The organism is Allobaculum sp., from assembly GCF_047010065.1.
Lineage (GTDB): Bacteria > Bacillota_I > Bacilli_A > Erysipelotrichales > Erysipelotrichaceae > Allobaculum > Allobaculum fili.
Genome location: NZ_JBKXLD010000062.1, coordinates 1 through 14143 on the forward strand (window position 1 = coordinate 1; position 14143 = coordinate 14143).

General features: G+C 51.8%; 13 protein-coding genes, 1 tRNA gene and 1 pseudogene. 10 read left to right on the forward strand and 5 right to left on the reverse strand.

The features are described 5' to 3' along the window. A pseudogene (locus tag ACLUYS_RS06545) lies at positions 1 to 1163 on the forward strand (hypothetical protein); the annotation flags it as partial. Between the two features lie 215 nt (positions 1164 to 1378). Here the strand turns inward: ACLUYS_RS06545 and ACLUYS_RS06550 are convergent. Genes ACLUYS_RS06550 through ACLUYS_RS06560 form a run of 3 tightly spaced genes read right to left on the reverse strand, consistent with a single transcriptional unit; the run spans position 1379 to position 4857 of the window. After that, positions 1379 to 2368 (reverse strand): aspartate-semialdehyde dehydrogenase, encoded by a 990-nt coding sequence (locus tag ACLUYS_RS06550; RefSeq protein WP_230266722.1) that lies wholly within the window; start codon positions 2366 to 2368, stop codon positions 1379 to 1381. Between the two features lie 38 nt (positions 2369 to 2406). Further along, positions 2407 to 3720, reverse strand: coding sequence for an aspartate kinase (locus tag ACLUYS_RS06555; protein WP_230266721.1), 1314 nt, complete (start codon positions 3718 to 3720; stop codon positions 2407 to 2409). Next, positions 3721 to 4857, reverse strand: coding sequence for a homoserine dehydrogenase (locus ACLUYS_RS06560; RefSeq protein ID WP_230266720.1), 1137 nt, complete (start codon positions 4855 to 4857; stop codon positions 3721 to 3723). A 98-nt stretch (positions 4858 to 4955) separates the two neighbouring features. On the opposite strand from ACLUYS_RS06560, the gene thrC reads away from it, so the two are divergent. The 5 genes from thrC (at position 4956) to ACLUYS_RS06585 (ending at position 9615) form a co-directional block, all read left to right on the forward strand. After that, positions 4956 to 6425: a threonine synthase gene (thrC, locus tag ACLUYS_RS06565; RefSeq protein WP_412659423.1), complete on the forward strand. Its 1470-nt coding sequence runs from the start codon at positions 4956 to 4958 to the stop codon at positions 6423 to 6425. Continuing rightward, positions 6422 to 7294 carry a homoserine kinase gene (gene thrB / locus ACLUYS_RS06570; protein ID WP_412659424.1) on the forward strand — a complete coding sequence of 291 codons (873 nt, stop codon included), beginning with the start codon at positions 6422 to 6424 and terminating at the stop codon, positions 7292 to 7294. The genes thrC and thrB overlap by 4 nt, the downstream gene beginning before the upstream one ends. Beyond that, positions 7287 to 7721: an ACT domain-containing protein gene (locus ACLUYS_RS06575; protein ID WP_288339421.1), complete on the forward strand. Its 435-nt coding sequence runs from the start codon at positions 7287 to 7289 to the stop codon at positions 7719 to 7721. Before thrB ends, ACLUYS_RS06575 begins: the two co-directional genes overlap by 8 nt. Continuing rightward, positions 7718 to 8479 (forward strand): DUF1461 domain-containing protein, encoded by a 762-nt coding sequence (locus tag ACLUYS_RS06580; RefSeq protein WP_230266716.1) that lies wholly within the window; start codon positions 7718 to 7720, stop codon positions 8477 to 8479. The genes ACLUYS_RS06575 and ACLUYS_RS06580 overlap by 4 nt, the downstream gene beginning before the upstream one ends. A gap of 554 nt (positions 8480 to 9033) precedes the next feature. Next, on the forward strand, positions 9034 to 9615 hold the full coding sequence (locus tag ACLUYS_RS06585; RefSeq protein ID WP_288339418.1) for a Maf family protein: 582 nt from the start codon (positions 9034 to 9036) through the stop codon (positions 9613 to 9615). Between the two features lie 245 nt (positions 9616 to 9860). Here ACLUYS_RS06585 and ACLUYS_RS06590 read toward each other — a convergent pair. Then, positions 9861 to 9934: transfer RNA gene (locus ACLUYS_RS06590), tRNA-Thr, on the reverse strand. Positions 9935 to 10148: 214 nt separating this feature from the next. Further along, positions 10149 to 10436 carry a hypothetical protein gene (locus ACLUYS_RS06595; protein WP_412659425.1) on the reverse strand — a complete coding sequence of 96 codons (288 nt, stop codon included), beginning with the start codon at positions 10434 to 10436 and terminating at the stop codon, positions 10149 to 10151. On the opposite strand from ACLUYS_RS06595, the gene ACLUYS_RS06600 reads away from it, so the two are divergent. The 4 genes from ACLUYS_RS06600 to ACLUYS_RS06615 form a co-directional block, all read left to right on the forward strand. Continuing rightward, the gene (locus ACLUYS_RS06600; protein ID WP_412659426.1) at positions 10408 to 11217 is read left to right on the forward strand and encodes a hypothetical protein; all 810 of its coding nucleotides are present in this window, start codon (positions 10408 to 10410) and stop codon (positions 11215 to 11217) included. The genes ACLUYS_RS06595 and ACLUYS_RS06600 overlap by 29 nt on opposite strands. Positions 11218 to 11322: 105 nt before the next feature. Continuing rightward, entirely contained in the window at positions 11323 to 12402 is a 1080-nt protein-coding gene (locus ACLUYS_RS06605) for a discoidin domain-containing protein (RefSeq protein ID WP_412659427.1), read from the forward strand. Positions 12403 to 12478: 76 nt separating this feature from the next. After that, on the forward strand, positions 12479 to 12652 hold the full coding sequence (locus ACLUYS_RS06610; RefSeq protein ID WP_230268265.1) for a hypothetical protein: 174 nt from the start codon (positions 12479 to 12481) through the stop codon (positions 12650 to 12652). A gap of 84 nt (positions 12653 to 12736) precedes the next feature. Further along, a partial coding sequence (locus ACLUYS_RS06615; RefSeq protein ID WP_412659428.1) for a putative manganese-dependent inorganic diphosphatase occupies positions 12737 to 14143 on the forward strand: 1407 nt, incomplete at its 3' end.

The window sequence follows — 14143 nt, forward strand, 5'->3', positions numbered from 1 at the left end:
ATGGAGCCTTGTGCCGGATTGACCATTCCCGTACGGTCCGCGCCTCCGAAGTTCTGCATTACTGGACACCGAAGGCGTATGTCCTTCATTACAATGCCAACGGCGGACAGGGAAGTCCGAATGCGAAAATCGTTCCGATCGATACGCCCTATACGCTCGGAGACGGTGCGCTTTGGCGCCCTGGCTATCAGTTCGCAGGATGGACGGTATCCAGGCTCACCAGCAGCGAAAGTCTGTACGAGAAAAATGGAACCCGGGCCTATTTTGCAGATCCTGTGCAGGCGCAGCAGGAAGGCTGGAAACTGGCTGTCGTCGCTTCGTGGGAAAGTCTGACGCCCTCCGATTTCGGGCAGCCTTTAGCCCAGAGCGGCGATGACATCGAACTGCGTGCTGTCTGGAAGGAAAAAACACGGACGCTCTCGTTCGATCCGGGCATCGGACAGGGAACCATGGAGCCGATTTTGGTTTCGCTAGGCGAGGGCGGTACGCAAATTCCCGCCTGTACCTTTATCCATGACGCGATGGCGTTTAACGGCTGGCTCGTTTACCGTCCCAACGGACAGATTCTCTGTTCCAGTGACGGCACCCTTCGGGGAGATCTGCGCTATTTCGATACCATTCCAAATGCGCGCGGTGCCGGCTATTCTCCGGTACAAATCCCGGATGGCGCCGTGATCCATACGCTTGGTGACGACAGCGAAGAACCGCTTCGTCTGGAAGCGCAATGGACCGGCTACTCCAGAGCGAGCGCGGAGCGGGTGAATCTGCAGCGCCTGTACAACCCGAATTCTGGCGAACACTTTTATACGGAAAGCGCGGTGGAGCGCGACGCCTTAGTGCAGATGGGATGGACGTATGAAGGAGGAGGGTGGACGGCCCCTGTGCAGTCCGAGCTGCCTGTCTATCGTCTGTACAATCCGAACGCGGGCGATCATCATTACACGCTCAGTGAAGCGGAAAAAGACGGTCTGGTGCGAGCCGGCTGGATTTACGAAAAGATCGGCTGGTATTCCGATCCCGCCAAAGGCGTCCCGATTTATCGGCAGTACAATCCGAACGCGAAAGCCGGTGCGCACAATTTCACAAAGTCCAGTCAAGAAAATCAGGCGCTCGGCCGTCTTGGATGGGTCGCAGAAGGCATCAGCTGGTACGGGACGAAATAAAACTGGTTCAACACCAAGGGGAAAAAGGACTGCGTGAACAGCGCACTCGTTTTTTGAATTTCAAAATCGGCAGACACAGGCAAACGGCCGGAGAAAAGGACCGGCGGTCGCCTGGATCTGCGGATTTTTCTGGTCTGGGCTGTATTCGGCGAGACGGTCAAAGAGATAAAAACGGCGGCATCCCGCGCAGGGATACCGCCGTAAAGTGTTTAAAGTTAAGCCTGTTCGTCCATTTCCATCAGTTTCTTGAGAATCTGAACGGCGTTGGAGGCAGCGCCTTTGCGGATCTGGTCGCCCGCACAGAAGAGCGAAACGGTTCTGTGGGTCGGATCAGCTGGATCGTAGCGCAGACGGCCGACGTAGACGAGATCCTGATTGGATGTGTCGATCGGCATCGGGTAGACGTTGTTTTCCGGATCGTCCTGCAGCTTTACGCCTTCGGAATGCGACAGACGTTCTTTTAAGGCATCGAGGTCGACCGGTTTTTCAGTACGGATTGTGATGGATTCGGAATGGGAACGCCATACGGGTACGCGTACGCACGTGCAGTTGACGTTCAGCTCTGGCGCGTGAAGAATTTTGCGGCCTTCATTCTGCATTTTCCATTCTTCGCTCGTAATGCCGTTTTCATCAAAGCCGCCGATCTGCGGGATGACGTTAAAGGCGATCGGATGAGCGAACGCTTCCGGTGTCGCTTCGGGATCCTTGAGCTGGTTTTCCAGATCGCGCAGACCTTTGACACCGGCGCCGCTTACAGCCTGAAATGTAGTGCAGATGACATCCTGAATGTTGTAGAGCTCGTGCAGATCGTGCATGGCCATTAATGCGATAATCGTGGAGCAGTTCGGGTTGGAAATGATGCCCTGATGCTTGCGGATATCTTCGGCATTGATTTCCGGAACGACCAGAGGAACATTTTCATCGAGACGGAAAGCGGAGGAGTTGTCGACGACAACGCAGCCGGCTTTCTGGGCCCACGGCATCCATTTTTTGGTGACATCGTTTTCGCAGGCACCCAGGACATAGTCGACGCCTTTGAACGAATCTTCGGTCAGTTCTTCAACGGTCCAGTCTTCGATCTGTTTTCCGGCGGATCGAGCCGAGGCGAGAAGTCTGATATTGGCTTCAATGCCCTGTTCGTGCAGACATTCGAGCATCTGCGCGCCTACAGCGCCGGTTGCACCGGCAATGGCGATGGTTTTCATAATCGTATTCCTTCTTCCTGATTCAAATGTAGAGCGGTTCAGTCAACGACAAATTCGTTGTAAATGACTTCGATCGTGCGGGAAAGGTCTTTTTCGCTGACGCCGACGGTAATGTTAATTTCGTTGGAGTCCTGCGCGATCATGACAATGTTGATGTGTTCGCGGCCTAAGGCTTCGAACAGACGGCCGGCGTTGCCCGGCTGATGGGACATGCTTTTGCCGACGGTGGAGACGAGCGCGATATGGTCCTGCACCTTGATTTCATCCGGTGCAACCTGACGCTTGATTTCGTGGAGAATCTCGTAAAGGCTGTCTTCAACTTCAGCTCCGTTGACCAGAACGGTAAAGGAGTCGATGCCGCTTGGAATGTGCTCGATCGAAACGTTGTAGCGTTCCAGAACGCTGAGCACTTTGCGCATGTAGCCGACTTCGTTGGACATGTGCTTCTTATAAATATAGATGGACAGGAAGCCCGGCTTGCCGGCCAGACCGGTAATCGGGTACTTGCGCGGCACGAGGGACGTTTCCTGAATGATCGTGCCGGCATCCTGCGGGCGGTTGGTGTTGAGAATATGAATCGGAATGTTGTTTTCCTGCGCGGGGAAGACGGCGTCTTCGTGAAGCACGGACGCGCCCATGTAGGAAAGCTCGCGCAGTTCGGAGTAGGTAATGTGGGTGATAGGCTGCGGATTGCGAACGATGCGCGGATCGGCCATCAGGAATCCGGAAACATCGGTCCAGTTTTCGTAGATATCTGCTTCCATGATGTTGGCCAGAATGGCACCGGTCACATCGCCGCCGCCGCGCGAGAAGACCATGATCTTGCCGTTGGCGGCTGTGCCGTAAAAGCCGGGGAATACGAAATGTTCGTGTTCATTCATGATGGCTTTCAGACGGGCACGCGTCGCTTCCCAGTCGATGGACTTGTCGTGGTTGATCCGGATGACATCGGCCGCATCCACAAACGGGAAGCCGAGGTATTCGGCCATGAGCTTGGCGCAGAAGTATTCGCCGCGCGATACGATTTCCATTTCACTCATGGAAGAAAGGCTGGCGTACATCGTGTCCAGCTCTTTTTCGATCGGCTGCTTGAGGCCGAGGGTGTCGCGGATTTCCACGAAGCGGTCGCGGATCAGCTTGTAGACGTTGCTGGCATCGACATGATACTGACGATGCGCGTCGAGCAGGTAGAGCAGATCGGTAATCTTGGAATCATTGCTGCAGCGCTTGCCTGGTGCGGAGACGACGACATAACGGCGATCCGGATCGGCCTCCACGATTTCTTTTACTTTTCGAAACTGGCTGGCCTGGGAAACGGAGCTGCCGCCGAATTTCGTCACTTTTAAAGCCATTTATTTCCTCCATACTGCCAGCATGGCCGATGGATCGATCGCCTGGATCTCTTCGACAAGAGAAAGATCGCGATCTTTAATCAGCCAGAGACTGTCTTCTTCAAAATAGGTGGAATCTGCGTTCTTTACAGAATCGAGATTTTTGCACGTGCGTACAATCCAGTCTTCGCGGATACCATCCTTGCAGAATGTGGCGTGCTGATCGAGCGAAATTCTGCGAACGGTACCGTTCAGCAGGTTGATCGCGTCGGCGATCATAGCCTGCGCGGTCGGACTGCCGCCGGCTCCGGGGCCATAATAGCCTAAACTTCCAAAAGAAGAAGCTTCGATTTTTTGCGCGTTGTAATTCTGACCAACAGAAGACAGATAATCGCTCGCATTCAGGAAAACGGGTGCGATCAGAGCCGAAAAGGATCCGCTTTCATTTTTCAGAATTGCAAGATGGCGGATTTTTTTATGATGTTTTTTCGCCAGCGCGATCTCGTCTATGCCGATACTGGAGATGCCGATCGGATCGGGGAGAGTGGTCACAGGCGATTTTGTATATAAAGAGGAGACGAGCAGCGTTTTGTACCAGACATCTCTTCCTTCCACATCGTTGGTGGGGTCCACTTCTGCAAAGCCGAGCTCCTGTGCGCTGCGCAGCGCATCGGTAAAGGACGTGCCGTTTTCTTCCATGGAACTGAGAATATAGTTGCAGGTTCCGTTGAGAATGCCTTCAAATCCCTTGAGCTCTTCAGCGGCAGAAAGTTTGAGAATTCCGTCAATTAAAGGGATTCCACCCGCTACACTGGCCTCAATCTGAATCGATCCGCCATATTTGTCAGCCAGTTTGATATACTCAGGCAGATATGTGCTTAAAACCGCCTTGTTGGAAGAAATCACATTCTTTCCATGTTCCAGGGCGATACGGATAAGGGTATTGGCCGGTTCCAGTCCGTTGAGGCATTCAAATACGATCTGAACGTCCTGCCGCGAAACGAGCGCTTTTCCATCTGCGGAAAAGTACGGTTCGCGCGCTTTGGCCGGGCGGACAAATACGCCTTTCATTTCCAGACCGTCAATGCCGCGGCATAAACGCTCTACGTTCTGTCCCACTGTACCGTAGCCAAGAAGGACACAATTCATCGTTTTCATTGCTTTGTACTCCTTTTGTTCTTGTCTAATATACACTTGTCTTAAAAACTTGCACATTGTATCATAGGGCATATGCGATTTCAAGGAGCCGAAAATTTATGAAACCTTATTATCAGTCAACCCGTAAAAACGCGGATCCGATCAGCGCCAAGGAGGCGGTGCTGCAGGGAATCAGTCCCGATGGCGGACTGTTTGTCTGGCCCGGACTCGGCCAGGAAAAGCTGGATCTGAACAAGCTGATTCAGCTCGATTACAAAGGCATCGCCAAGGAAGTGTTCACGGCGCTGCTTTCGGGCTATACCAGCGAAGAACTCGATGACTGCATTGAAAATGCCTACACCGGCAGTTTTGAAAGCGATGAAATTACGCCGGTAAAAGACGTTGACGGCATTTACATTCTCGAGCTGTTCCGCGGACCGACCAGCGCGTTCAAGGATGTCGCGCTGACCATTCTGCCGTGGTTCTTATCCAAAGCTCTGAAAGATACCGGCAAGAAAGCGCTGATCCTCACCGCGACCAGCGGCGATACCGGGAAGGCGGCCATGTCCGGCTTTGAGGACGTGGACAATACCGGCATCTGCGTCTTCTATCCCCATAACAAAGTTTCCGCCGTGCAGTACAAGCAGATGGCTACCCAGTCGGGCGGCAACGTGAAAGTGTTTGCGGTCGAAGGCAACTTTGACGATGCGCAGAGCATGGTCAAGAAGCTGTTCCTCGATGAAGATCTGAAGGAAAAACTCGCCCAGGACGATATCGTTCTTTCTTCGGCGAACTCCATTAATATCGGACGTCTCATTCCGCAGATCGTGTACTACTTCGATGCCTATCGCCAGCTCGTAAACAAGGGCGTCATTCAGACGGGCGACAAAGTATCCTTCTCGGTACCGACCGGAAACTTCGGCGACGTGCTCGCCGGCTACTACGCCATGCAGCTCGGTCTGCCGGTCGAAAAGTTCTACGTCGCCAGCAACGCCAACAACGTTCTTACCGAATTCCTTGCCTGCGGAACCTATAATCGCAACCGTCCGTTTATTCAGACGATTTCGCCAAGCATGGATATCCTGATCTCGTCCAACCTCGAGCGTCTGCTCTACTACGCATCGAATAAAGACACCGAAAAAGTTGCCGGCTGGATGAAGGATCTGGCCGAAAAGGGAAGCTATACGCTGGATGAAGACACCTTTGCGGAAATCTCCCGTCTTTTTGAAGGCGGCTGGTATGACGACGCGCAGCTCAAAGCCACCATTAAGGACGTCTTTGACAAAACCGGCTACGTGCTCGATCCGCATTCGGCGGCCGCGTATGCGCTTGCGAAAAAATCCGAAACGCCGGTCATCGCGCTGTCCACGGCGAGTCCGTACAAATTTACTCAGGACGTTCTCGATTCCCTTGGACAGAAAGAAGACAATCCATGGCAGGCGATGCGCGATCTGGAAAAGATCAATGCCGACGCCATTCCGCATCCTTTAGCCGTTCTCGAACGTCTCGAAATTCTGCACGATGCGGTAATTGATCCTGAAGCGATGAAAGAAAATGTGCTCGAAGCTTCGAAGGAGATTTTTGCATGATTACGGTGAAAGTACCGGCGACCAGCGCCAACTGCTCCGTGGGCTTTGATACTCTCGGACTTGCGCTGAACTGGTACTCTTCCATTACGTTTGAAAAAAGCGATGAGCTGCTCATCAGCGGCTGTCCCAGGGAATACGCCACTGCCGACAATCTGGTTTGGACATCCTTTGTGTTCGCCTGCCATAAGTGCGGCAAGCCGGTTCCAAACGTACACATCGGCATTCAGTCCGATATTCCGTTTGCCAGAGGCCTAGGCTCGTCGAGTCAGTGCGTCGTCGCCGGCATTCTTGGCGCCAACGCGATCGCCGAACTGGAGATGGATCACGATCAGCTGCTGGCGTGCGCGGTGGAAATTGAAGGCCATCCCGACAACGTTGCCCCGGCTCTGAACGGCGCGCTTTCCGTTACGGTGGAAGGTACCCGCTCGCTGATCGGCGTCAATCTGGGGGCCAACGGCTGGAAAGCCCTTGTGGTCATTCCGCCGTATGAAGTGTCCACCCCGATGGCGCGCAAGGCGCTGCCAGAAGAAATTCCTCTTCACAATGCAGCCATGCAGGCCGGCCGGGCCATGCTCTTTGAATACGCCTGGACGCATAAAGACGAAACGCTGCTGTTTGAAGCGTGTCATGATCTGCTTCATGAGCCAAGCCGCTCAAAGCTGATTGCTCACTATCCGGCGATGCAGGAAATTGCGGCACGAAATTCCGTACCGTTCTGGATTTCCGGATCCGGATCTACCATGCTTTTTGTAAGTCAGAACAAGGACACTCTTCAGGCGCTGAAAGAGGAAATTAAAAACGCACATCCCGAACTGGATGTACGTCTGTCTGAAGTTTCAGAACATGGAGCGGAGGTCATTCATGGATAAATACTATCTGGTCAATTCTTCGATTCTTCCCGATGTCATTGAAAAAGTCGTCGAAGCGCAGAATCTGCTCAATTCCGGCAAAGTCCGCCGGATCTGCGAAGCGGTACGCGAAGTCGGCATTTCCCGGGGAACGTACTATAAATATAAGAATTCCATTTTTCAGTTTGAGCCCAAGGACGCAAGCCGCCGGGCGATTCTTTCACTCGTCGTTCAGGATGAAAAAGGCGTGCTTTCCATCATCCTGACCCGTATTGCCCAGCTCAACTGCAACGTCATCGCCATCAACCAGACCGTCCCGATCAATCACGTTTCCAACGTGACGCTGACTCTCGATATTACCGAGCTCGAACAGAGCATCGAAGATCTCGTGGACATTTTGCGCAAGACCGACCGGGTCTCCAGCGTATATCTGGTTACCGTCGAATGACGCGCAAGGTTTTACCTGTTCTTTTTGGCTTTTCCTTTCTGATCGCCGCCCTGCTTTCGAGCGTCGCGGCGGTCGTTTTTGATCACGGCTTTTACATACGTCTGTATGACAAGCTGAATCTGGCACAGACCGTTTCGGTGTCCGATGAAGATCTTCAGAATTCTATTTTCATGATGACGGATTACGTCGAGGGCAAACGCGACAATCTCGACGGCAAGGTATTCTGGAAAAACGAAGTGCGCGATACCTTCAATGCCAAAGAGAAAAAGCACATGGTTGATGTCCGGCAGCTGTGGCAAAACGCCAGACTGGTCATGATTGTTTCCTGGTTCGTCTGTCTGATCAGCGCAGGCTGGCTGTTCTGGAAATTCGGATCCAACGGAACCCGCTGTCTCGGAATTCTGATGACGGGGATCAGACAGGCCGGCGCCTGTCTGCTGGTCGTACTGATCTTTTTTGCCTTCTGGTATTTCATCGACTTCACCGGCTTATGGACCTGGTTTCATACCCTCTTCTTTGCGGGAAACATGGACTGGCTGCTCAATCCGGCGACAGATTTCATGATTGTCATCTGTCCGGAAGCCATGTTCTCCACCATGATCGCCAAAATCGCGATCAAACTCATTCTGGCGGTTCTCGGCTTTTACGGCGGTATGGCTTATCTCAAATCCCGTCTGCAGGAACAGCGATACCTGCAGCGGATCGTTCCCCAGAGTCATCTGCATCCGCAGACGGATTCTGAATCCGTCGGACGCTGAACAAACGATAAAGGTCGCGGAATTTGCGGCTTTGCACCATTCGTCGAATTCCTTGATCCAAGGGAAAAGGGAAAAGCGGAAGTGCAAATTCAAAATACGAAAGAAACGAAAACAGGGCGGTAAGGATTCGCTGGTTGTAATTCCGGCGGATCGATACTGCCCTGTATTGTTTATTAAAAGACCGGATTTGAACAAATTCAGAGGGAAAGAAAGATACCGCAGGAGAAAAACATTTTGGATTGGATGCACACGCAAATGAGACGTGAAATCTCTTCTTTCCACTCTCTTCCTACATAAAAAGGCCTCTGGCTGGAGACCCTTTTACACGTATAAGTTTCGTAGAATTCCTTGTCGTTCTTAGTACCTGCGCAATACGCAAAACAGAAGCTTTCGTCAATGGATTCGGTTCGAAATCCATAAAACCGACGACTGCCTGAGAAAAAGAGAAGGATACTGTACCTGAGGAGCCGGCAGGGAGAAAGAGTCGAACGTCGAAAAGAAAATGCGATAGGATAGGGAAAGAGAAAATCGCATGAACCGAAAGGAGTTTTCTTATGTCCAGACTGATTCTTGCCAGCCAGTCGCCCCGGCGCAAAGAGCTGCTGAAAACCATTGTTTCCGATTTTGAGTGCATTCCCGCAAAAGGGGACGAAGTCTTCCATTCTGGTCCGATCGATGAAGCTCAGCGCGATGTAGCGCTGGCTAAAGCCAGAGAAGTATTTCAGGCTCATCCCGAATCCATCGTTCTTGCCGCGGACACGATTGTTGTGGACGGCAGCCGGATCCTGCAAAAGCCCAAATCGAAAGCCGAAGCTTTTGAAACGCTGCGCTCTCTTTCGGGCAGAAGTCATGAAGTGAAAACCGCAGTCGTTTTAATGGAGGAGAAGCAGACGATCTCGACAGTGGAAACGACGGTTGTCCATTTTCGAAATCTGAGCGATAAAGAAATTCAGGCGTACGTCGAGCAGGGAACGTGTCTGGATAAGGCGGGAAGCTACGGAATTCAGGATGTCGATTTTGTTGACGGCATTGACGGATCCTACACGAATGTGGTCGGACTCCCGGTGGAACTCGTTCGAAACTGGCTGGAAAGCCGATCCCTCGCCGATGTGGCGCAGACAAATGCGCAGGCATGATCCAGCTGCTTGTACCGAAAAAGAAAAGACAAAAAAGAAAAAAGCGAGCCGGCAGGCAGAGAATGCGAAAAGCATTTCAGTCTGCAGCGGCTCGCTTTTTTGATGAAAGGCGTCTGGAACGCAAAGCTGATCCAGACGCAAATCCGAATGGATCGACAGCCAGATCGAAGTCGAACGATCGAAACCGATCACGAAAAAAATCTGGACAATAAAAAAACCGCTCATTTGAGCGGTTGATTTTCAAATGGTGCCGGCACGCGGAATTGAACCACGAGCTCATCCTTACCATGGACGTGTATTACCATTATACTATGCCGGCGTCTTGACCTGACTCGCTTATATTACCAATTCCCTGTAGGGGAGTCAACAAATTCAGAAAAACTTTTTCAGAAATTGTTGTAGAGTGAAACTGGGTTAAAAATAGCTGAGAACAGATAATAACTGAGGCAATCCAGACACTGGACGCAGACGGTATGGACCGCCCGCTTTTCCCGAGGAATGGATCGGCGTTTTGAAGAGAAGCTCTTCAAGCCTCATGCAAGAGTATACAACAGAGTTTCTTTTCTCTCCAGTCCCAGGGCCGCCAAGCCTTCAAAAAAACGGCCGGACAGTTTGCCGGAATAGACGATTTCTTTCCTTATACGGGCAAAGACTGCAAAAAAAGCCAATGGTAAATTGAAACCATCAAACGTCGGAAACGGCACAGGCAAAGCAGAAACCTGCGTCCATGAAGGTTCAGTCCGGCGTACAAAATGGAAGAAGAGAAAACGGCTGGCGGCAGGATTTCTTGGAATGAGCCTGAGCTGCTCGGCGCTTGGCATGCCCGTACTGGCGGCCAACGATGCCCCGACGCAAAACCCGATCCTGTACGGATTTGTTGCCGGAAGCGATCAGGGAACGAGCGACATGATTGAAAAGACCGGCCTGCAGCAGCTCGACTATACCGATGAAAACGGGGTGACCCTCAGCTATTGGCTGTACGTACCCAAAAATGCGGACGGAAGCGTTGAAGAAGATCTTCCGCTTGTCGTTCACATGCACGGCTATTCCGACGGCGGGAAAACGAGAACGGTCGTCAACCGTCATTATGGCATTGGCTATCAGCTTTTGGCGGATCGGGACAATCCGGTTCGCAAGGCAATCGTTCTGATGCCGCAGACACCACAGGCGACGGTGAACGGAACGTATTTAAACGACGGCAATGAACAGGACCGCTGGGTCAATCTGCCGGGGCTGACGGTAAACGGCAATTACTGGAAGCGTTCGAACTGGGATATGCAGGAAAGGGAACGCTCTCAGAATCTCGACGCGGCGTATAACCTGATCAAGCAGGTACAGAACACATACCATACCGATCTGGATCGCACGTATCTTTCCGGCGAATCCATGGGGGGATGCGCCACCTGGGATCTGCTGCTGCGCGATGACGAATATCTTTTTGCGGCGGCTATGCCGATGTGCGGAATCGGGGATCCGACACTCGCGGAAAATGCCTCAAAAACCCAGATTCGCATGTACCACTGTAAAAACGATCCGACCATTACCTCCGCTGCGGGAAGGGTAATGTACGAAGCGATGGCTCCGTATGGAAATGTGACGTAAACCGAATACGACAGCACTTCCCACTTCTGCTGGAACTACGCCTGGAGCAAGACGCTCGACGATGACGGAAACGGTGTCTCCAATCTCGAAGATGCGATCGACTGGATGTTCAATCAGTCTCGCAAGGGAACGCTCGATCATACGGTCGATAAAGCACCGTTAAAACAGCTCATGAAAAAAGCCGAAGCGGCTTCGGCAGCCGATTACGATCCAAAAACATTAGAGAAAATCGCCAGACTGGCGCAGGAAGGCGAAACGCTGCTGGCCAATGCGGCGGCAACGCAGGAAGAGACAGCCAGACTGTGCGAAAAAATTGCCGAATGGCTTTCCCGCAAATCGTCCAGTCTCTGTTTTGAACAAGGGGTCTATCCTTCCCAAACGTGGGGGGATTCCCATGCCTGGCTTGCGGTGGACGGAAATACATCGACGTTCTGGGACGGCAACTCCAATACCTTGAATCCGTGTGTGGATATTCAGCTCGATCATCCCGTTCTGCTGGATTCGCTTACGGTGACGACCCGGATTAACGCGTCGAAATACTATAAATATGAAGTGTACGGATCACTCGATCGCAAAACCTGGGAAAAGATCGGGGAAAAGACCAGTACGGCCGCTTCAACGGAATCTGGCGATACGTATACGTTTGACGGAGACCGGCTGGTTTCCTGGATCCGTCTGAAAGGCGTTGAAAGCAATGTGAACAACTCGTTCCATATTGCGGAAATCAGCGCGACAGGCAGTCATGCCTTTCTCGATTTAAAAGAGCGCATGGAAACGATTGATGCGATTCTTCAGGAAGAAGAAGAAAAGAACGTCCTTCCTTCTTCTTTGAAAGAACAGCTTGAGACGCTCAGCGATTCGTGGCAGAACGTTCAGCTCACCGTCGATACAACGGACGAGCAGATTGAGGCGCTCATTGAACAGGCGGACAGCCTGATCGAAACTGTCCGTTCTCTGCCGGATATGTCTTTGTTGAAATGTGCTCTGAACAAAACCCATACGTTGCAGCTGAATGAATTTGCGGAGGGGGAAGACAAAACGAATCTTCTGACACAGGCCGAAGCAGCGCAGGATCTTCTCGATACTGTAACTGCGCAGCAGACGGTCAATGCGATGACCAGAGATCTGGGAAATCGTCTTCTTGCACTGCGCCGGCTTCCGGACGCTTCCCGTCTTCCGGCTTAGACAAAATCGCTTTTTCGTGTTTCGTGCGAGAACGGATCATCAAAGAAGATCACCCACAAAGGACAGCTTTAAGCCAATGACGCAGGATCCAGGCGCTTCTGATCCTGCGTTTTTCCTGGGAAAGAAGCCGAATCGGGAATTTGAAACCCAGTTGGTTTGCCGCTCTTCATCCGCTGCTCTTTTCCTCAAAACGATGAAAGGGATTTCGAATGCCTTTTCTAAAAGTGCAATCGTTGAAAAAGGTGTCTGAATCAGACACGGGGGCAAAAAGCGGGTATCCTGTTCATGCTATACTTGAAACGAAAAATCATACAGTAAATCATGAGGAATGAATATGAAACAGCCCGTATATGTAATTGGTCATAAACGACCCGACACGGATTCGGTATGCGGTGCCATTACTCTGGCGGCTCTGAAACAGAAGCTGGGGGAAAATGTAGTACCGGCCCGTCTGGGTCATCTGAATCCGGAGACGAAATACATTCTGGACAAAGTCGGCGTACCCGCGCCGATCCGTCTGTCGACGGCCAAGAATTCGCTGGAAGAAATTGAAATTGACCAGGCAACGCTGATCAATCAGAACGACACGCTGCGCTACGGCTGGGATCTGATGCTGGAAAATAATGCGAAAACCATTTACGTGCTCGATGACGAAGCCCGTTATGCCGGCATGGTTACCCTGGCCGATATTTCCAAAATCCAGATGCAGGATCTCAATATCACCCGCGAGCTGCTCAAGGATACGCCGGACGAAAATATCCAGGACGTTGTTCACGGTGAAATCCTTTTTAAAGGAACCCGCGCCAAAAGCGGCGATGTTCGCATCGCGGATAAGAAGATGATGGAGCGCGACCTGACCGGCGCGATCATGGTGCTCAACGATCATGAAGACGACATGATCAAGGCGATGGCCAAAGGGGCCGCCATGATCGTCATTGCCGAAGGCTTTGTCCCCAACGACTACATTTTTGAAATGGCGAAAGCGATGGGGGTTACGCTGATCAGTACGCCGTACAACCTGATGAAGATCATTCAGATGATCTACCGCTCGATTCCGGTGCGCATGATCATGACGCCAAAGGAAAAAGCCGTGGCGTTCCATCCTTCTGAATATCTCGAAGACGTCGAGAAGAAGATGCTGCAGACGAGGCATTCTTCCTATCCCGTTGTTGTCGGAAACCAGATTGTCGGTGCGGTAGCCCGCTACCATCTGCTCAAGGCCGAACCGAAGAAGTTTATTCTGGTCGACCATAACGAAAGCAAGCAGTCCATCGACGATCGCGAACAGGGCGAAATTCTCGAGATTGTCGACCATCATCGCATCGGCGATATTGAAACGACCAAACCGATCGTGTTCCGCAACATGATCGTCGGTTCTTCCAATACGATCATTGCCCTGATGTATCAGGAACTGAATATCCGCATGGATGAGAAAATCGCCAAGCTGGTTCTGTATGCGATGATCAGCGACACCATGAACTTCAAATCTCCGACCTGCACGATGACCGACCAGATCACAGCTCGTAACATTGAACAGGAGTACGGTCTGAACGCCGCGGAAATGGCCGAAGATCTGTTTCGCCATACCGCCACGATCGAAGGCAAGGAGTTCAAGGAAATTTTGTATCAGGACTGCAAGGAGTTCGATCTCTCCGGTGTGAAGACGGAAATCAGTCAGGTACTGGTGTTCGACTATTCCGATGTCGAACGCATCCGCGATGACTTTGAAGAATATATGGAA